The sequence below is a fragment of the Erwinia persicina genome (assembly GCF_014838825.1).
Lineage (GTDB): Bacteria > Pseudomonadota > Gammaproteobacteria > Enterobacterales > Enterobacteriaceae > Erwinia > Erwinia persicina_A.
In genome coordinates, this window is sequence record NZ_JACYMO010000002.1 from 273890 (window position 1) to 292121 (window position 18232).

At 56.8% G+C, this 18232-nt stretch carries 15 protein-coding genes; 6 read left to right on the forward strand and 9 right to left on the reverse strand.

What is annotated here, in order from left to right; genetic code table 11:
- The first annotated feature begins 157 nt into the window (after positions 1-157).
- Entirely contained in the window at positions 158-1441 is a 1284-nt protein-coding gene (locus IFU29_RS07295) for an HAAAP family serine/threonine permease (protein WP_191933336.1), read from the forward strand.
- Positions 1442-1481: 40 nt separating this feature from the next.
- Here the strand turns inward: IFU29_RS07295 and IFU29_RS07300 are convergent, their stop codons facing one another.
- Positions 1482-2687 (reverse strand): serine hydrolase, encoded by a 1206-nt coding sequence (locus tag IFU29_RS07300; RefSeq protein WP_191933337.1) that lies wholly within the window; start codon positions 2685-2687, stop codon positions 1482-1484.
- A 273-nt stretch (positions 2688-2960) separates the two neighbouring features.
- Here IFU29_RS07300 and IFU29_RS07305 point away from each other — a divergent pair, with 273 nt between their 5' ends.
- On the forward strand, positions 2961-3617 hold the full coding sequence (locus tag IFU29_RS07305; RefSeq protein WP_191933658.1) for an HAD family hydrolase: 657 nt from the start codon (positions 2961-2963) through the stop codon (positions 3615-3617).
- A gap of 38 nt (positions 3618-3655) precedes the next feature.
- On the opposite strand, the gene IFU29_RS07310 is transcribed toward IFU29_RS07305, so the two are convergent.
- Positions 3656-4768 (reverse strand): PQQ-dependent sugar dehydrogenase, encoded by a 1113-nt coding sequence (locus tag IFU29_RS07310; RefSeq protein ID WP_191933338.1) that lies wholly within the window; start codon positions 4766-4768, stop codon positions 3656-3658.
- A 136-nt stretch (positions 4769-4904) separates the two neighbouring features.
- On the opposite strand from IFU29_RS07310, the gene IFU29_RS07315 reads away from it, so the two are divergent.
- Complete coding sequence (locus tag IFU29_RS07315) at positions 4905-5633, forward strand: DUF3053 domain-containing protein (RefSeq protein ID WP_191933339.1); 729 nt, start codon at positions 4905-4907, stop codon at positions 5631-5633.
- A 48-nt stretch (positions 5634-5681) separates the two neighbouring features.
- Here the strand turns inward: IFU29_RS07315 and IFU29_RS07320 are convergent, their stop codons facing one another.
- From IFU29_RS07320 to IFU29_RS07345, 6 genes are all read right to left on the reverse strand, one after another.
- Positions 5682-6347, reverse strand: coding sequence for a DUF3313 domain-containing protein (locus tag IFU29_RS07320; RefSeq protein WP_191933340.1), 666 nt, complete (start codon positions 6345-6347; stop codon positions 5682-5684).
- Positions 6348-6444: 97 nt separating this feature from the next.
- Complete coding sequence (gene gsiD / locus IFU29_RS07325) at positions 6445-7350, reverse strand: glutathione ABC transporter permease GsiD (protein WP_191933341.1); 906 nt, start codon at positions 7348-7350, stop codon at positions 6445-6447.
- 9 nt (positions 7351-7359) lie between these two features.
- Positions 7360-8280: a glutathione ABC transporter permease GsiC gene (gsiC, locus tag IFU29_RS07330; RefSeq protein ID WP_191933342.1), complete on the reverse strand. Its 921-nt coding sequence runs from the start codon at positions 8278-8280 to the stop codon at positions 7360-7362.
- 42 nt (positions 8281-8322) lie between these two features.
- Complete coding sequence (gene gsiB / locus IFU29_RS07335) at positions 8323-9861, reverse strand: glutathione ABC transporter substrate-binding protein GsiB (RefSeq protein WP_191933343.1); 1539 nt, start codon at positions 9859-9861, stop codon at positions 8323-8325.
- Positions 9862-9894: 33 nt separating this feature from the next.
- A complete protein-coding gene (gsiA, locus tag IFU29_RS07340; RefSeq protein ID WP_191933344.1) occupies positions 9895-11745 on the reverse strand; it encodes a glutathione ABC transporter ATP-binding protein GsiA in 1851 nt (616 codons plus the stop codon).
- On the reverse strand, positions 11745-12686 hold the full coding sequence (locus IFU29_RS07345; protein ID WP_191933345.1) for an isoaspartyl peptidase/L-asparaginase family protein: 942 nt from the start codon (positions 12684-12686) through the stop codon (positions 11745-11747). Before IFU29_RS07345 ends, gsiA begins: the two co-directional genes overlap by 1 nt.
- A 262-nt stretch (positions 12687-12948) precedes the next feature.
- Between IFU29_RS07345 and moeA the strand changes: the two genes are divergently transcribed.
- From moeA to IFU29_RS07360, 3 genes are read left to right on the forward strand one after another with little or no spacing between them, the layout of a single operon-like run.
- On the forward strand, positions 12949-14184 hold the full coding sequence (gene moeA / locus IFU29_RS07350; RefSeq protein WP_191933346.1) for a molybdopterin molybdotransferase MoeA: 1236 nt from the start codon (positions 12949-12951) through the stop codon (positions 14182-14184).
- Position 14185: 1 nt separating this feature from the next.
- Positions 14186-14956, forward strand: coding sequence for a molybdopterin-synthase adenylyltransferase MoeB (moeB, locus tag IFU29_RS07355; protein ID WP_191933347.1), 771 nt, complete (start codon positions 14186-14188; stop codon positions 14954-14956).
- A 35-nt stretch (positions 14957-14991) separates the two neighbouring features.
- Positions 14992-16539, forward strand: a complete 1548-nt coding sequence (locus IFU29_RS07360; RefSeq protein ID WP_191933348.1) for a sensor domain-containing diguanylate cyclase — start codon at positions 14992-14994, stop codon at positions 16537-16539.
- Positions 16540-16637: 98 nt separating this feature from the next.
- On the opposite strand, the gene IFU29_RS07365 is transcribed toward IFU29_RS07360, so the two are convergent.
- Positions 16638-18230 (reverse strand): ABC-F family ATPase, encoded by a 1593-nt coding sequence (locus IFU29_RS07365; RefSeq protein ID WP_062746635.1) that lies wholly within the window; start codon positions 18228-18230, stop codon positions 16638-16640.
- Between the last annotated feature and the right edge of the window lie 2 nt (positions 18231-18232).

The following is an 18232-nucleotide window of genomic DNA, read 5'->3' on the forward strand; positions in this document are numbered from 1 at the left end:
AACCACAAAGACAGTGCTTTCATCTATTTTTTCTGGTGGTAGAGTGTGCGCCATTAAATCAAAGTAATTAATTAAAGCCGTAATCAGAAGCGAATTCTGTAGAGGCGAATGAAATACGATTTAGTTAATTGTTTTTACCTTTTAACCTGGAGAAATCATGGACACATCCCAAACGGCGGTGTTGAGCCCCGAAGCAACACAGGATGCCAGCGCGTGGCGTAAAACTGACACCATGTGGATGCTCGGCCTGTACGGCACAGCTATCGGTGCCGGCGTGCTGTTTCTGCCGATCAATGCCGGGATTGGCGGGCTGATCCCGCTGGTTATCATGGCGATACTGGCCTTCCCGATGACCTTTTTTGCTCACCGTGGCCTGTGCCGTTTTGTGCTCTCCGGCCGTCAGCCGGGTGAAGATATCACGGAGGTAGTTGAAGAGCATTTTGGCGTCGGGGCCGGTAAACTTATTACCCTGCTCTACTTCTTTGCCATCTACCCGATCCTGCTGGTCTACAGCGTGGCGATCACCAATACCGTAGAAAGCTTTATGACCCATCAGCTGCACCTGCAGGCACCGCCACGCGCCCTGCTGGCGCTGATTCTGATTGTCGGGTTGATGACTATTGTGCGTTTTGGCAAAGAGATTATCGTCAAAACCATGAGCGTGCTGGTGTATCCGTTTGTCCTGGTGCTGATGGTGCTGGCGCTCTATCTGATCCCGCACTGGAGCAGCGCGATTTTTGATAATGTCAGCATGAGCGGAACAGGAAAAGGGCTGATGATGACCCTGTGGCTGGCTATCCCGGTCATGGTTTTTTCCTTCAACCATTCACCGATTATCTCTGCCTTTGCCGTTGCCAAGCGCGAAGAGTATGGCGATCAGGCAGAGCCTAAATGCTCACGGATACTGGCACGCAGCCATGTGATGATGGTGCTCACCGTCATGTTCTTTGTGTTCAGTTGCGTACTCAGCCTGTCGCCAGCCAACCTGGCGGAAGCCAAAGCGCAGAACATCTCTATCCTGTCTTACCTGGCCAACCATTTTGACACCCCGCTGATGGCGTGGCTGGCCCCCGTCATTGCAATGGTGGCCATTACGAAATCCTTCCTGGGTCACTACCTCGGCGCGCGTGAAGGCTTTAACGGCACCGTAAACAAAATGCTGCGCAGCCGTGGGAAATCCATTGCCGAACATAAACTGAATCGCTTTACGGCATTGTTTATGCTGGTGACCACCTGGATTGTCGCCACGCTGGACCCAAGTATTCTGGGTCTGATTGAAAGCCTGGGCGGCCCGATCATTGCCGTCCTGCTGTTCCTGATGCCGATGTATGCCATCAACAAAGTGCCGGCAATGCGCAAATACAGCGGTAAACTGAGTAATGTCTTTGTGGTGCTGGTTGGCCTGGTGGCGATTTCAGCCGTCGCTTACGACCTGTTCTGACGGGGTGGGCCGACCGGTAAACGGGTCGGCCCCTTACTGATTAAGCGAACCAGCTGCCAAACCAGCCGTTCATTTTCATCATGATGTAGTCCCAGATACGCCCAAAGAAGCCCGCCTCTTTCACCTCATCTAATACCACCAGCGGCCGCTGCGCGATGGATTTTCCATCCAGCTGGAAGTCGATGGTCCCCACCACCTGATTTTTTGCCAGCGGTGCCGTCAGCTGCGGCTGGGCAAGCGTAAAACTGGCCTTGAGATTTTTCAGCTGTCCTTTGGGCAGGGTGATCGCCGCATCCTTCGCCACGCCCAGATTGACCTCTTTTCGCTCACCAAACCAGACACGCTGGGTGGCAAACGCATTCCCTGCCTTAATCGGTGTCACCGTTTCATAAAAACGGAAGCCCCATGTCAGCAGTTTTTCACTTTCTTTAAAGCGAATAGCATCAGTGGCGGCTCCCAGCACTACCGATATCAGCCGCTGATCGCCGTCAACGGCAGAGGCCACAAGGTTGTTTCCCGCACCGGACGTGTGGCCGGTCTTGATGCCGTCGACCTGGAGGTTGGTGCTCCACAGCAGCCGGTTACGGTTGTACTGACGGATCTTGTTAAAAGTGAATTCTTTCTCCTTATGCAGCGCATACTCCTCCGGCACGTCGCGGATCAGCGCCTGCCCAATCAGCGCCATGTCGCGTGCGGTACTGTACTGCCCGGAAGAATCCAGCCCGTGCACCGTTTTGAAGTGGGTGTTTTTCAGCCCCAACGCCTGCACATAATTGTTCATCAGGCCCACAAAGGAGTCCTGGCTCCCTGCCACATGGTCGGCAAGTGCAATGCTGGCATCATTACCTGACTGTATAACAATGCCTTTGTTCAGTTCAGATACCGGGATGCGGTCTCCCGGCTTAAGAAACATCAGCGACGATCCCTGCAAAATCGGATTGCCCGTGGCCCAGGCGTCCTTCCCGACGGTGACCATATCGTCTTTGCTGATCTTACCCGCTTTCAGCGCCTGGCCGGTCACGTAGCTGGCCATCATTTTGGTCAGACTGGCCGGATCAAGACGTTCATCGGCATTGGACTCGGCCAGCACTTTTCCACTGTGATAGTCCATCAGCACCCAGGCTTTCGCCGCGATCTGCGGGGCCGCGGGTGCCTGCTCAGCCCGCGCAGGTGACAGCGACAGCAACAGCAAAGTGGTGGGGGTAGCCAGTGCAAAAACACGGGAAGAGAAAGACGTATTTTTCATGGGGTGACCGCTTATCCATTTGAAAGGCAATTATAAAAGTGAAACCAGGTGTTTAACTGCCCTACACTAAGGCGTTATATCCTGAAAATGAACAACTTAACCGTAAAGTTTCTTAGAGTTTATTCAATCTGGCAGAATTTGCCCGACTCTCTGGCTGATTTTTCGTCATTTTTAACGGGATTAAAACGGGCGAAAATCCGAATTTGCCGCGAACAGTTAAGCCTGTCACAAAATTCCGCTACTCTGAGACGCCACTGCCCGAGGAGTTTGATGATGGATTTAGCGCTGTTCGATCTCGACGAGACACTGATTTGCGAAGACAGTACCGGTCTGTGGCTGCGCTGGCTGGTTGCGCAGGGGTTTGCCCCCGACGGACTGATCGATGAGGAGCGGGCCCTGATGGAGCAGTACTATCAGGGTTCTCTGTCGATGGAAGAGTATATGCACACCACACTGTCACCGCTGAATGGCATGGCGGCCTCGACGGTATCTGGTTGGATCCGCCGGTTTATTCATCGCGATATTCTGCCCCGTGTCTACCCTGCCGCCCGGGAGCGCATGGCCTGGCACCGGCAGCGGGGGGACACCATTCTGGTTATCTCCGCCAGCGGCGAACATCTGGTCGCACCGATAGCTGAACAGCTGGGGGCATGTGGGGCACTGGCGATAGGCGTAGAAGTTATCGATGACCGCTACAGTGGACAGATCTACGGCACGCTGACCTATAAAGAAGGGAAAGTGACCCGGCTAAAAGAGTGGCAGGCCGCTCAGCAGACCGCCCCTTTTTCCCACATCTGGGCATACAGTGATTCGATAAATGATCTGGCCATGCTGGAACATGCGGATCACGCCTGTGTGATTAATCCCGCGGCAGCGCTGAATCAGCTGGCACTGCAGCGCGGCTGGGAAATTTGCCGCTGGGCCAGATAGCCTTCAGGGCTGACCGTAGCAGGTCAGCCCTGCTGACATCAGGGTTGCAGACCCACCCTGAGCAGCTTGCCGTTGCGCTCATCGGTCAGGACATACAGCCAGCCGTCCGGCCCGCTGCGCACGTCACGAATGCGTTCGCCGCGATCGGTCAGCAAGCGCGCCTGCTCTTCAACCCGATCGCCGTTCACCCGCAGCTGGATCAGGTTCTTTTCTTTCAGCGCGCCGATAAACAGACTGTCTTTCCACTGGGGAAAACGGCTGCCGCTGTAGAATGCCATGCCGCTGATTGCCGGGGAGACCTTCCAGTATAAAACTGGCTGTTCCGTGCCCGCCACCCGTCCTCCTTTCGAACCGGGTACCTTATCACCGCTGTAATCAATGCCCCAGGTCGCCAGCGGCCAGCCGTAATTCTTACCCTTGCGCGGAATGTTGATTTCATCGCCGCCGCGCGGCCCGTGTTCACTTTCCCAGATTTCACCGCTGGCGGGGTTCATAGCCAGCCCCTGTGGGTTACGCATTCCCCAGCTCCAGATCTCTGAACGCGCTCCCGCTTTATGTGCCAGTGGATTATCGGCCGGTACGGAACCATCGGCATTCAGGCGAATAATTTTTCCCTGAAGTGCTGACAGATCCTGCGCTTTTTCCGCCTGGAAATTATCACCAAAGGCGATAAACAGGTGGCCGGTACGGTCAAAGGCCATCCTGGTGCCCAGATTCGCCCCGGTTGACACGCCCTGCTGACGCAGGACTTCACGGAAATCGGTTAAGCGAAGATAATCATCACTCAGGCGGGCATAGCCTACCGCAGCCCCGGCGCGACCATCATGCCCGCCTACGGTATAGCTAAGCCAGACACGGCGGCTGCTGGTAAAGTCCGGGGCCAGCACCACATCCAGTAATCCCCCCTGGCGCTGTGCCCAGACGTCAGGCACGCCAGCGATCGCAGGCGACAGGCCCTTCCCCGCCTGCCAGCGCCGCAGCTGGCCGGATCGCTCGGTGATCAGCAGTCCCTGATCTTCGGGTAAAAAGGCCAGTGACCACGGATGGTCAAGCCTGTCCTGCAGTACCTCTACCTGAACCTTATTCGCCAGCACTGAAGGACTGAGTAATAACGCCGGAAGGAACGCGAATGCCGCCAGGTAATGCCTCATCGTAATTGCTCCTTGTAACCATTTGTTAAATAAATTTAGCTAAGTTGTCAGTAATTGCCGAATTATCTGGCGCACTGCGCTATATTTCTCCGGCTGTGACCTGCAATACTTTCATTCAATACGACAAGGGATAGTTATGATGACTTCACGATTAACACAGACAGGCTTCGCACGTGTTCTGCTGTTGCCTTTTATCATGCTGGCTTTACTGCTGACACTGAGCGGTTGTGGCGACAAAGAGCCTGAGCAGCGCAAGGCTTTTATTGAGTTCCTGCAAACCCGCGTGCTGGCGAAATCTCAACTGGCTGTTCCGCAGCTGACCGACGATGAGAAGAAGGCCTTCGGTCCTTATGCCAGTGACTATGCGATCCTGACCGATTATCACCAGGGAATGAGTGAGATATTTAACGCGTCGCTGGTGCCTGTTTTTTCCAGCCTGAACCACGTGGGTTCGGTCACCACGCTGATAGCTAAACGCGATGAAATGAGCAAAATGGCCGCTGACAGTAAGGCATGGGAGCCTGCGCTTGCCAAACAACGCGCGGACGCTGATGCGAAACACCAGGCGCTGAAGCAGCCGGAAGATTTGAAAGCGGTCTACGATCAGGTGTATACCAAACTGGTAGCACAGCCTGATGACGTGGCCCGCCAGATCGCCACGTTGGTGCCGGAAACGCTGTCTCTGGTGGTCAGTCAGGTCGATCTGCTTAAACAGCAGGGTGATAAGGTGAAGATTATCGGTAACAGCGTCCAGTTCACCGACCAGAAGGCACTGGATCAGTACAACGCCATTCAGCAAAAATTACAGCCGTTGGTGACTGAGCTGTCGAATACGGTGAGTAAATTAGAAAATATGATGCGTTAACGGTTAAACGGTGGCGACCGCAACAGCGGTCGCCACTGACCCAATGCCTTATTCTGCGGGCAGTGCGACCACGTCACGAACCATCTCGTCAATAGCACTTTTCAGCTCGGCCTGGTTAATCGGCGCGCTGCTGTTTGCCACCGTTTTACCATAAGCTTTACGCACCACTTCCATCACCGGTTTCCCTGTTTTCGCATCCAGAAGCTCGGCCTCGAGGAACAGCACGCTGTTCTGCGTCCGGTGGCCGGATGCGGCCATGGTGCTGGCTACCACTGCGGCCACCGGAACCACTTCATAAAATTTCATGTCCTGATTTTCCGCGTTCACTGCCGTGATGGCGGTTTTCATCACCAGCGTACCGGGTTCCGGCTGACTCACCAGCGGCTTGCGCTGCGCAACCGCGGTTTTGAGCTGGTTATCGAGGTACATTCGAATCTGGTCAAGTGTTGCCTGGCTGACCCGGTTATTGGGCTTTGCGGCAGGATAGTAAACGACCGGGGTGTAATAGATCCCGCGATAGTCGGACAGCTTGTAGTCCGGCGAAATCCAGCGCAGCGTTTGATGGCCGCTGGGCGATTCGGACGGTTTCAGTTTTGAGTAATCCGATAAGAAACCGGAATATTGAGTGGTATTAGCCACTTTAGACGAACAGCCCGCCAGCACTAAACACAACGTTGCCAGCCCGGCGACCAGAGGTAAACGTGCAGAATGCATTGCCATATCCTTACAGGGTGAAGGTTATTCAAGCATAGAGCGCCTGTCATCAATCACCAGACAATGTGCACAATATTTGTTCTGGCTGCACTGATGGCTAGGTTTTTAGCTTCGGATCCAGCGCATCACGCAGGCCATCTCCCAGCAAATTAAAAGCCAGCACGGTGAGGAAGATTGCCAGACTGGGGAAAATCGCCACATGCGGAGCCATCACCATATCAGCCTGCGCCTCATTGAGCATGGCCCCCCACTCCGGCGTCGGGGGCTGTGCCCCCAGCCCAAGGAACGACAGACTGGCCGCAGAAATAATGGATGTACCAATACGCATGGTGAAATACACCACGATCGATGACAGCGTTCCGGGCAGGATGTGGCGCAGGATAATCGTCAGATCCGATGCCCCGATGCTGCGCGCCGACTCAATATAGGTCAGATGCTTCAGGACCAGCGTATTCCCCCGCACCAGCCGGGCAAAAGCCGGAATACTGAAGATCGCCACAGCGAGAATCACGTTCGACATGCCGTTGCCCATCACCGCCACAACGGCTATCGCCAGCAGGATCCCGGGAAACGCAAACAGCACGTCACAAATGCGCATGATGATGCGATCCCACCAGCCTTCGTAATAGCCCGCCAGCAGTCCCAGCAATGTGCCAATCGCCGCACCGACTGCCACGGAGAAAAATCCCGCCACCAGAGAGAGCCGGCTGCCCAGCAGCACGCGGCTGAAAATATCCCGCCCGAGCGCATCGACCCCAAACCAGTGGATCAGCGACGGCCCTTCATTCAGCCGGTCGTAATCAAAAAAGTTTTCCGCATCAAACGGCGCAAGCAGCGGAGCAAACAGCGCCGTCAGGATCAGCAGCAGCACAAAAACAGCGGCGATCATCGCCACGTGCTGGCGGCGGAATCGTCGCCAGAACTCCCGCCACGGCGTACGGACGCGATGGGGGCTGACACCCGGCAGCGCAGAAAGAACGGCGTTACGTCGCCAGTTGATCATCGTGCATCCTTACTTATAGCGAATGGCGGGGTTGATAGCCGCATACAGCATATCAACGACCAGGTTAATCAAGATAAATTCCAGCGAAAATAGCAGCACCTCGGCCTGGATCACCGGGTAGTCGCGCATGGCCACCGAATCCACCAGCAGTCGCCCCAGACCCGGCCAGTTGAAGACCACTTCCACCACGATCGACCCGCCGAGCAGGAAGCCAAACTGCAACCCCATCATGGTCACCACCGGGATCATCGCGTTTCTCAGTCCGTGTTTAATCACCACCACCGATTCACGCACGCCTTTGGCACGCGCGGTACGCATGTAATCTTCCTGCATCACCTCAACGAACGAAGCACGGGTAAAGCGTGCCATGACGGCCGCCACGGCCGCCCCCAGCGTAATGGAGGGTAAAATGTAGTGCTGCCAGCTATCGGCACCGACCGTCGGCAGCCAGCCCAGCTCAACGGAGAAGACCTGCATCAGCAGAATACCCAGCGCAAATGCCGGGAACGAAATCCCCGATACGGCCAGCGTCATGCCCAGCCGGTCGGGCCAGCGGTTGCGCCACACGGCAGAGGCAATACCAATCGCCATACCAAAAATAACCGACCACACCATGCTGGTCAGCGTCAGCCACAGGGTGGGCAGAAAACGCTGGGCGATCTCCTCAGCGACCGGGCGCTTTGACACCATGGAGATACCAAAATCGCCGCGCACAACGTGGGTAATGTAGTGCCAGAACTGCTGCGGTAATGGCAGATCCAGGCCCAGTTGCTGGCGGACCATTGCCACTACCTCGGCATCGGCTTCGCGTCCGGCAACCAGCCGTGCCGGATCGCCCGGCAGCAGGTGGACAAAGAGGAAGACCAGCACCGCGACAATCAGCAGCGTCGGGATCAGACCCAATAAACGTTTTAAAAAGTAATTAAGCATCTTGCACCCTGCGCCCCCCTTTTCGGGAGGCGCGCCAGTCGGTTACTTCAGGTCGGCATCGTCAAAGCTGAACGAGGTATCCGGCATCACATAAAATCCGGTCAGATTTTTGGTATTGGCTGACACCAGCTTTTCCACCACCAGCGGAGCCCAGGGCTGATCTTTCCAGATACGATCCTGAGCGTCTTTGTACAACGCAGCTTTTTTCTCGCCGTCGGTGGTATTCAGCGCATCAGCCAGGTCTTTATCAACCTGCGGATTGCTGTAGAAGGCGGTATTAAAGATGGTCGGTGGCCAGGACTGCGTAGCAAACAGCGGCGTCAGCGCCCAGTTGGCTTCCCCTGTCGACGCAGACCAGCCGGTGTAAAACATTCTCACACCGCTCTCTTTCTGGCCTTTATCTTCCACCTGCGCCGCGCGCTGGCCGGCATCCATGGCTGTCAGTTCAACTTTGATACCGACCTGCGCCAGCTGCTGCTGGGTGAACTGCAACACTTTTTGTGCCGTACTGTGGTTGTGAGAAGACCACAGCGCCGTGGTAAAGCCGTTGGGATAGCCCGCCTCTTTCAGCAGCTCACGCGCTTTGGCCGGGTTGTATTCCGGGGTCGGGTAGCTTTGTGAATACTGGATCGACGGCGGCACGATCCCCGTTGCCGGGGTGGCATAGCCGGCAAAGGCCACTTTCGCCAGGGCCTGTCGGTTGATGGCGTAATTAATTGCTTCACGCACCTTCGGATTATCAAACGGCTTTTGCGTCACGTTAAAGCTGATGTAACGCTGCATGATGGACGGTGAGGTGACCAGATCCAGCTTGCTGTTTTTTTCCAGTAGCCTGGCCTGCTCAAACGGGATCGGGAAAGCAAAGTTCGCTTCCCCGGTTTGCAGCATAGCGGAACGGGTATTGTTATCCACCACCGGACGCCAGGTGATACTGTCCAGTTTTGGATAACCCGTTTTCCAGTAGCCGGCGAACTTTTTCACCTTCACAAACTCGGTCTGATTCCAGGTCACAAACTCGTACGGACCGGTGCCGACCGGGTGGAAGCCGATGTCCTTGCCGTATTTTTTCAGTGCAGCCGGCGAGATCATCGCCGCTGCCGGGCTGGCCAGGGTATTAATAAAGGCCGAGAACGGCTGCTTAAGGGTAATTTTTACCGTACTGTCGTCCACTACGTCCGTCGTGGCGATGGTTTTGAACAGGTTATAACGTTTGAGATGGTTATCCGGATTGCTGGCACGGTCGAGGTTAGCCTTGACCGCGGCCGCGTTAAACGGCGTACCATCCTGGAACTTCACGCCTTCTCTCAGCTTAATAGTGTAAATCAATCCGTCCGGGCTGGCCTGATAGCTTTCCGCCAGCACATTTTCCAGCTTCATGGCTTTATCAAAGCCAAACAGCCCCTGATAGAAGGACTTTGCCACCGCCTGCGACAGCGTATCGTTGGCATCGTACGGATCGAGCGTGGTGAAATTGGAGGCAACAGCAATGGTTACGTCTTTCGCCGCCCAGGCGGGCAGTGCGACGGCGCTACCGAGCAGGCCAGCGGTTAACAGCAACTTACGCGTGTATTGATTCATCATCTTACGTCATCCCTTGTTGTCGTTATGCAGAATTCAGGTGCGGTGAATGGCATGGCGCGCCACGTAGTGCCCGGCGCTCACCTCCACCAGTGGGGCCACCTCCGGCTCGTCGCCGACAGCACGTATCGGGCTGGGTATTTCATCAACTAACAGTGCCCGTTCACGCCGGCGGTGTGCCGGATTGGCTACGGGCACCGCCGCCATCAGCTTGCGGGTGTAAGGATGCTGGGGATGTTCGAATACCGCCTGCCGGGGCCCGATCTCCACAATCTGCCCGAGGAACATCACCGCCACGCGATGGCTGATGCGCTCCACCACCGCCATATCGTGGGAAATAAACAGAAACGCAATGCCGAACTCGCGCTGCAGATCGAGCATCAGATTGATAATCTGCGCCTGAACAGATACATCCAGCGCAGAGACCGCCTCATCCGCGATCACCACCTTCGGGTTAAGCGCCAGTGCCCGGGCAATGCAGATGCGCTGACGCTGCCCACCGGAGAACTCATGTGGGTAGCGCTGGGCATGTTCCGGCAGCAGGCCGACGCGCTCCAGCAGAGTGGCGACGCGCTGCGCGGCTTCCTCGCCGCGGGCAATACCATGCACCAGCAGCGGTTCCATAATGGAAAAGCCCACCGTCAGGCGCGGGTCGAGCGAGGCGTAGGGGTCCTGAAAGATAAACTGGATATCCCGCCGCAGGTGCGACAGCGCGCTGCCAGCCAGCGTCTCAATGCGCTGACCGTTAAAGGTAATACTGCCTCCCTGGCTCTCGACCAGTCTCAGCAAAGAGCGGCCGGTGGTCGACTTACCGCAGCCGGACTCCCCCACCAGCGCCAGCGTTTCGCCGGGCCGGAGATCGAAGCTCACCTTCTCCACGGCATGCACCCGCCGGTGTACGCGGTTCAGCAACCCGCTACGGATATCAAACCGGGTGACCAAATCGCGTACCTGCAAAATGGGTTCCGCCTGCGGGTCTACTGTATCCTGGGGCTGTTCATCCACCGGTTCGCCGTCACGCAGCAGCGGGAATTTCGCCGGCCAGTGTCGTCCGGTCATCGCGCCCAGTTTGGGTACTGCAGCCAGCAACGCACGGGTATAGGGTTGCCCGGGTGCGGAAAAAATGGCATCAACGCTGCCGGTTTCCACCACGTCACCGCGATACATCACCTGCACACGATCGGCCATTTCGGCCACCACCCCCATATCGTGAGTGATAAAAATCACCCCCATCTGCATCTCTTTTTGCAGCACGCGGATCAGCTGCAGGATCTGCGCCTGAATAGTGACATCGAGCGCCGTCGTCGGCTCATCGGCAATCAGCAGGGCAGGACGGCAGGAGAGCGCCATGGCAATCATCACCCGCTGACGCATTCCACCGGAGAGCTGATGTGGGTAGCGTCCCAGCACGTTTTTAGCCTCCGGTATCCGCACCAGATCAAGCATTCGCTGTGCCTCAGCCAGCGCCCCGGCATGGCTTTTTCCCTGATGCAGGCGGATGGATTCAGCAATCTGCTCCCCCACCGGAAACACCGGGTTAAGCGAGGTCATCGGCTCCTGAAAGATCATCGCCATATCGGCACCGCGAATGCGACGCAGCTGCGACTGTGACAGCGTGGCAAGGTTGACCTGCTGCTGATTACGGCGGCGCAGCCACATCTCACCGCTTTCGATAACCCCACCGCCCTGTTCCACCAGCCGCATCAGCGCCAGCGAGGTGACGGACTTCCCGGAGCCGGATTCTCCGACAATGGCCAGGGTTTCCCCCCGGCGGACGTCCAGCGACAGCTTATTCACCGCCTGAGTGTGCTGGCCTTCATGCTGAAAACTGACGCTGAGATTGCGCACCGACAGCACCACATCATCCTGATGGGAAAAGGCGCTCATCAGGGCTCCTCCCGATAGATGGCAACGACCGGAAGCTCGCCGGCCACCGCATAACCGCGATACATTCCTTCGCTGTTAAAGGGCAGGGCCAGATTGCCCTCAGTATCAATGGCGATCAGACCGCCGCTGCCGCCCAGCGCAGGAATTTTTTCGTGGACCAGCCTATCGCTGGCCTGCTGCAACGACAGCCCGCCATATTCCATCAGTGCGGCGATATCATAGGCGGCCAGCGTGCGCATAAAGACCTCTCCGGTGCCGGTGCAGGAGATCGCTACGCGATCGCTGGCGTAGCAGCCAGCCCCGGGCAGCGGCGAATCCCCTACCCGCCCGACCTGTTTATTGGTCATTCCCCCGGTCGAGGTAGCAGCAGCAAGGTTGCCTGCGCTATCCAATGCGACGGCACCCACAGTGCCAAATTTGCGGTCAGGGGGCAGGCCGCCGTCGTGATCCAGCAGCATTTGCTGTGTGCTCAGCGCGTGTTCAAGCTGGGCGCGGCGCTCCGGAGTGGAAAAAAAATCGTTGCTGACCATTTCCAGCCCCTGTTTTTCCGCAAACGATTCCGCACCCTGGCCAATAAACAGCACATGGGGGCTGTTTTCCAGCACCGAACGGGCTGCCAGAACCGGATGGCGTACCCGGCAGACTCCCGCGACGGCCCCGGCTTCGCGCGTGCGGCCATCCATCACGCAGGCATCCAGTTCGTGCGTACCTTCGTGGGTGAAAACCGCACCGACGCCGGCATTGAACAACGGACACGCCTCCAGCTGGCGCACCGCCTCGGTGACCACATCCAGCGCGCTGCTTCCCGCTGCCAGCAGTGCCTGCGCGCTGGCCACAATCTGCAGCAGCGCCTGACGGTAAAGCAGCTCTTTATCTGCATCCATGCTGGCACGCGCGATAGCTCCTGCACCACCGTGAATTGCAATCGTCGCTCTGGCCATGATTCATTTTCCCTGTGTAACAAATCAGCATGAAAAACACTGAGTTAGAATGTATTTGTCGAAAAATAGCAGTTTTTGACTATAGGCAGGCAATATAGGGATGTAAAGCGGAAAGTTCGCACCCTGATAATAACGAATGATTCTAAGATAGAGTCTGAAGTAAGGTCAGGAGGCAGTTACACGGGCAGACGTGACCCTGGGAGGGATTCGCGCCATAATAAGCCCATCAGATTTTGTACGTATCGTGGAGGACATAAGAAAAATGGATGCTTTTACTGCGGGATTGATCTCGCTTGATGACGCACTGCACACCCTGCTGGCTGGCATCACCCCAGTGCAGGAGCAGGAATCAGTGGCTCTGCCCGATGCCGCCGGGCGGATCACCGCCTGCGCGGTTACCTCCCCGATCGATGTTCCCTCGTTCGATAACTCCGCGATGGATGGCTATGCCCTGCGTCTGGCCGACCTCGCATCCGGGAATGCGCTACCCGTGGCAGGCAAATCCTTTGCCGGAGCCCCTTTCACCGGCAGCTGGCCTGCCGGGAGCTGCATTCGGATCATGACCGGCGCCGCACTGCCTGCGGGATGTGAAGCGGTGGTGATGCAGGAGCAGACCGAACCGGATGGCGAAGCTATCCGCGTTACGGCCCGCGTCAGCGCCGGGCAGAATATTCGCCGGGTGGGCGAAGATATTCGTCAGGGCAGCCGGGTGCTTGACGCCGGATGCCTGCTCGGTGCGGCAGAACTGCCGCTGCTGGCATCCCTGGGTATTGCGGAGGTGAGTGTAGTACGCAGGCTGCGCGTTGCCCTGTTCTCCACCGGTGACGAACTACAACCGGTGGGTCAGCCGCTGGCCCCGGGGCAGATCTATGATACAAACCGCTTCGCCGTCAGCCTGATGCTGAAAAAACTGGGCTGTGAGGTGTTCGACCTCGGCATTATCCGTGACAATCCTGACGCACTCCGGTCGGCTTTTATTCAGGCCGACCGCCTCGCCGATGTGGTGATCAGCAGCGGCGGGGTGTCGGTCGGTGAAGCCGACTACACGCGAAACATGCTGGAAGAGCTGGGTGAAGTCGGCTTCTGGAAGCTGGCGATGAAGCCCGGCAAACCTTTCGCCTTTGGTCGCCTGCCAGACAGCTGGTTCTGCGGCCTGCCCGGTAACCCGGTGTCGGCGGTCGTGACCTTCTATCAGCTGGTACAGCCGCTGCTGGCCAGGCTGTCCGGACAGGATGGGCCTGCCCTACCGCCCCGCCAGCGTGTGCGCTGTACCAGCGCGCTGAAAAAATCACCTGGCCGTCTCGATTTCCAGCGTGGGTGGGTACAACGCAATGCGCAGGGTGAGCTGGAAGTCAGCAGCACCGGGCACCAGGGATCACACATCTTCAGCTCTTTCCACCAGGCTAACTGCTTTATTGTTCTGGAGCAGGATCGCGGAAACGTAGCAGCCGGAGAATGGGTAGAGATAGAACCTTTCAATGCACTGCTGGCAGGCTGATATGTTACCGGAACTGAGCGACGAGGAGATGCTGCGCTACAATCGCCAGATTGTCCTGCGCGGCTTTGACTTTGAGGGCCAGGAGAGGCTGAAAGCGTCCCGCGCTCTGATCGTTGGGCTTGGTGGTCTGGGCTGTGCCGCCAGCCAGTATCTGGCCTCCGCCGGGGTGGGCCATCTGACGCTGCTCGATTTTGACCACGTATCAAGCTCCAACCTGCAGCGGCAGGTGCTGCACGGCGAAGCCCAGGTCGGCATGGCCAAAGTCGACTCCGCACGTGCGCGCCTCGCCGCCATCAACTCACTGATCGCCCTTGAGACGATCAACGCCCGGTTGACGGATGCGCAGCTGGATGGCGTCATCGCATCACATCAGATGGTGGTCGACTGCTGTGATAACGTGGAGACACGCGAGCAACTTAACCGCCTGTGCCACGCCCGCAAAGTGCCGCTGGTGTCCGGTGCGGCTATCCGCATGGAGGGCCAGATCAGCGTATTTACCTGGAAAGAGGATGAGCCCTGTTACCGCTGCGTCAGCCGCCTGTTCGGGGCCGCCACCCTGAGCTGCGTAGAGGCGGGCGTGATGGCGCCACTGGTTGGTGTTATCGGTTCGCTCCAGGCGATGGAGGCGATTCGCACCCTGACCCATTACGGCACACCGGTGGCGGGTAAGCTCCTGCTGTACGATGCCATGACCTTACAGTTCCGTACTATGACGTTGTCCAAAGATCCTGAGTGTGAAGTGTGCGGCATTGCCAGCGAGCACTATAGTTAAGCCAGTGCCTGGATGCCTAAAGGATTGTTAAGCCCATGATCGATGAGCACAACGCGATAGCTGAGAGCGAAAAATCGTCTCTGCGCCAGCTGATGATCATCTTTCTGTTAGTGATTATCGCGGCGGTTATTACCATCAACGGCTGGGTGATCTGGACATCATGGAACCGCATGATTTCCACCTCGCAGGTTGATGCCAGAAATCTTTCGCAGTCCCTCTCCCGCCAGGCGGAAGATACCTTTCTGCAGGTCGATCTTACCCTGCAGGATCTCCGCGATCGCATCTCCCTGATCGGCCTGCGAGAGGATCAGAGCGACTACCTGCGTGAGATTCTGACCAATCGTAAAGCCAGTCTGCCCCAGCTACACGGGCTGTTTATCTTTGATGCGGAAGGCAACTGGCTGGTGACCTCTGACGGTAATATGCCCAGGCATGCCAACAACGGCGATCGGGAATATTTCCACTTCCATCAGCAGAATCCGGGGAGCGAGGTTCATATCGGTAAAGTGATCCGCAGCAGAACCACCGGCGATTTAATTATTCCGGTCTCGATGCGGCTGGATAACTACGACGGCTCTTTCCGTGGCGTGCTACTGGCCTCCGTGCGGCTGGATTTTTTTAAACAAATTTATAATTACTACAATCTGAACGAGCACGACGTGCTGGCCCTGATGCTGAAAGACGGCACCATTCTGTACATCCGTCCGTTCACCAACGATGCGATTAACCGCAATATCTCTCAAAGCCCGCTGTTTACCAACCTGCTGAAAAACGCCACCAGCGGCACGGCCATTTATAAATCAGCCTTTGACGGCATTGAAAGGGTCTTTGGGTATTCCAGCCTGCGGCGCTACCCGCTGGTGGTGGCCGCCGGTTATGATAAAGAACTGCTGCTGGAAGCCTGGTTCTCCGATATCAGCGTTTATGCCCTGCTCTGCACCATTCTGTTGATCGTAATCTCACTGCTGGGGTTTTTGGTGCTGCGCCACATCTCCCTCAACCTGAAAAACCAGTATGAGCTGAGACAGGTGCGCGATCGGCTCACTTCAGTTAACCGCACTCTGCAAACGCTGGCGCTGGTGGATGGTCTGACGGGGCTGGCAAACCGCAGGCAGTTTGACCTCTATCTGCAGCGCAGTGCCGAACGGTCGGCAAAGCTGCACTCGCCGCTGGCGCTGCTGATGATCGACGTGGATTCGTTCAAGCTGTTTAACGACACATACGGCCATCTGGCCGGCGATGAGTGCCTGAAACTGATCGGTGATACGCTGGCACACCTGCCCCGTCGCCCGGAGGATCTGGTCGCGCGCTATGGGGGAGAAGAGTTTGCCGTGATTATGCCGGGAGCCGATCGTGAAGCTGCGCTGCGCTTTTCCCGCCAGGCCGTGGCGGCCATAGCCGCGCTGAAAATCCCTCACGGACAGGCAGAGGTCACAGGCAGTGTGGTGACCATCAGCGTGGGAATGCATGTGATGAATGCTGAACGTAATGTTGATGCGGGGCTGGCCCTGATTGCAGAGGCCGATAAAGCCCTTTATGCGGCGAAAAAAGCGGGAAAAAACCGGGTAGCGGAAAATCGGTAAGGGAGAGGGGCGACCGGTGAACCGATCACCCCTGCGGGATAACGTCCCCCGTGTCGTGGCGCTCCACAACACGGACAGATATCCCAACCGGCAGAACGTTAAACGATGCCCTGGCTGCGCAGGTAATCTTCGTAGTCACCGGTGAAGTCGTTAATTTTGCCCGGCGTCATTTCAATTACGCGGGTCGCCAGTGAGCTGACGAACTCGCGGTCGTGAGAAACGAAGATCAGCGTCCCTTCGTACATTTCCAGCGCCATGTTCAGCGCTTCGATAGATTCCATGTCGAGGTGGTTAGTTGGCTCATCCATGATCAGCACGTTAGGCTTCTGCATCATCAGCTTACCGAACAGCATGCGGCCCTTCTCGCCGCCGGACAGTACCTTAGCCGGCTTCTTGATGTCGTCCTGGCTGAACAGCAGGCGACCCAGAATACCGCGTACCGCCTGCTCGTCATCGCCTTCCTGCTTCCACTGGCTCATCCAGTCAAACACGGTGAGATCGTCTGCGAAGTCATGCGCGTGATCCTGCGCGTAGTAACCGACCTGTGCATTTTCAGACCATTTTACCGTGCCGTTATCCGGCAGCAGCTCACCAATCAGCGTTTTCAGCAGCGTGGTTTTACCGATACCGTTAGGGCCTAAAATCGCCAGCTTCTCGCCCACTTCCAGCAGCATGTTGACGTTTTTAAACAGAGGACCGTTATCGAAACCTTTAGTAACGGCTTCCAGCGTCAGCGCATTACGGAAGAGCTTCTTATCCTGCTCAAAACGGATAAACGGGTTCTGGCGGCTGGAGGCTTTCACTTCGTCGAGCTTGATTTTATCAATCTGCTTGGCACGAGAGGTGGCCTGACGGGATTTCGAGGCGTTGGCGCTGAAGCGGCTGACGAAGGACTGCAGTTCGTTGATCTGCGCTTTTTTCTTCGCGTTATCGGACAGCAGGCGTTCGCGGGCCTGGGTGGCCGCCGTCATATATTCGTCATAGTTACCCGGATACACGCGCAGTTCGCCGTAATCCAGATCCGCCATGTGTGTGCACACCATGTTCAGGAAGTGACGGTCATGCGAAATAATGATCATGGTGCTGTTACGTTCGTTCAGCACCTGCTCCAGCCAGCGGATGGTATCGATGTCCAGGTTGTTCGTCGGTTCGTCAAGCAGCAGAATTTCCGGGTTAGAGAACAGCGCCTGTGCCAGCAGCACACGCAGTTTCCAGCCGGGCGCGACTTCACTCATCGGGCCGTAGTGCTGTTCCAGCGGAATGCCCACGCCCAGCAGCAGTTCACCGGCACGCGCTTCTGCGGTGTAACCGTCCATTTCGCCATACTTCTCTTCGAGATCGGCCACTTTGTAGCCGTCCTCTTCGCTCATTTCCGGCAGCGCATAAATGGCATCGCGCTGTTCTTTCACCGCCCACAGCTCACCATGGCCCATGATCACCGTGTCCAGCACCGAGTACTTTTCAAAGGCGAACTGATCCTGGCGCAGCTTACCGAGACGCTCGTTAGGATCGAGGGCGACGTTGCCGCCGGACGGCACCAGATCGCCACCAAGAATTTTCATAAAGGTGGATTTACCGCTGCCGTTGGCACCGATCAGACCGTAGCGGTTGCCGCCGCCAAATTTGACAGAAATGTTTTCGAACAGCGGCTTACTGCCAAACTGCATGGTGACGTTGCTGGAAACTAGCACAG

Excerpts from the sequence above, each read along its gene's own strand:
- gsiD (WP_191933341.1), bottom strand. The coding sequence starts at position 7,350 with ATGATCAACTGGCGACGTAACGCCGTTCTTTCTGCGCTGCCGGGTGTC.
- IFU29_RS07320 (WP_191933340.1), bottom strand. The coding sequence starts at position 6,347 with ATGCATTCTGCACGTTTACCTCTGGTCGCCGGGCTGGCAACGTTGTGT.
- moeA (WP_191933346.1), top strand. The coding sequence starts at position 12,949 with ATGGATGCTTTTACTGCGGGATTGATCTCGCTTGATGACGCACTGCAC.
- IFU29_RS07300 (WP_191933337.1), bottom strand. The coding sequence starts at position 2,687 with ATGAAAAATACGTCTTTCTCTTCCCGTGTTTTTGCACTGGCTACCCCC.
- IFU29_RS07360 (WP_191933348.1), top strand. The coding sequence starts at position 14,992 with ATGATCGATGAGCACAACGCGATAGCTGAGAGCGAAAAATCGTCTCTG.
- gsiC (WP_191933342.1), bottom strand. The coding sequence starts at position 8,280 with ATGCTTAATTACTTTTTAAAACGTTTATTGGGTCTGATCCCGACGCTG.
- IFU29_RS07315 (WP_191933339.1), top strand. The coding sequence starts at position 4,905 with ATGATGACTTCACGATTAACACAGACAGGCTTCGCACGTGTTCTGCTG.
- IFU29_RS07295 (WP_191933336.1), top strand. The coding sequence starts at position 158 with ATGGACACATCCCAAACGGCGGTGTTGAGCCCCGAAGCAACACAGGAT.
- IFU29_RS07305 (WP_191933658.1), top strand. The coding sequence starts at position 2,961 with ATGGATTTAGCGCTGTTCGATCTCGACGAGACACTGATTTGCGAAGAC.
- gsiA (WP_191933344.1), bottom strand. The coding sequence starts at position 11,745 with ATGAGCGCCTTTTCCCATCAGGATGATGTGGTGCTGTCGGTGCGCAAT.
- IFU29_RS07345 (WP_191933345.1), bottom strand. The coding sequence starts at position 12,686 with ATGGCCAGAGCGACGATTGCAATTCACGGTGGTGCAGGAGCTATCGCG.
- IFU29_RS07310 (WP_191933338.1), bottom strand. The coding sequence starts at position 4,768 with ATGAGGCATTACCTGGCGGCATTCGCGTTCCTTCCGGCGTTATTACTC.
- moeB (WP_191933347.1), top strand. The coding sequence starts at position 14,186 with ATGTTACCGGAACTGAGCGACGAGGAGATGCTGCGCTACAATCGCCAG.
- gsiB (WP_191933343.1), bottom strand. The coding sequence starts at position 9,861 with ATGATGAATCAATACACGCGTAAGTTGCTGTTAACCGCTGGCCTGCTC.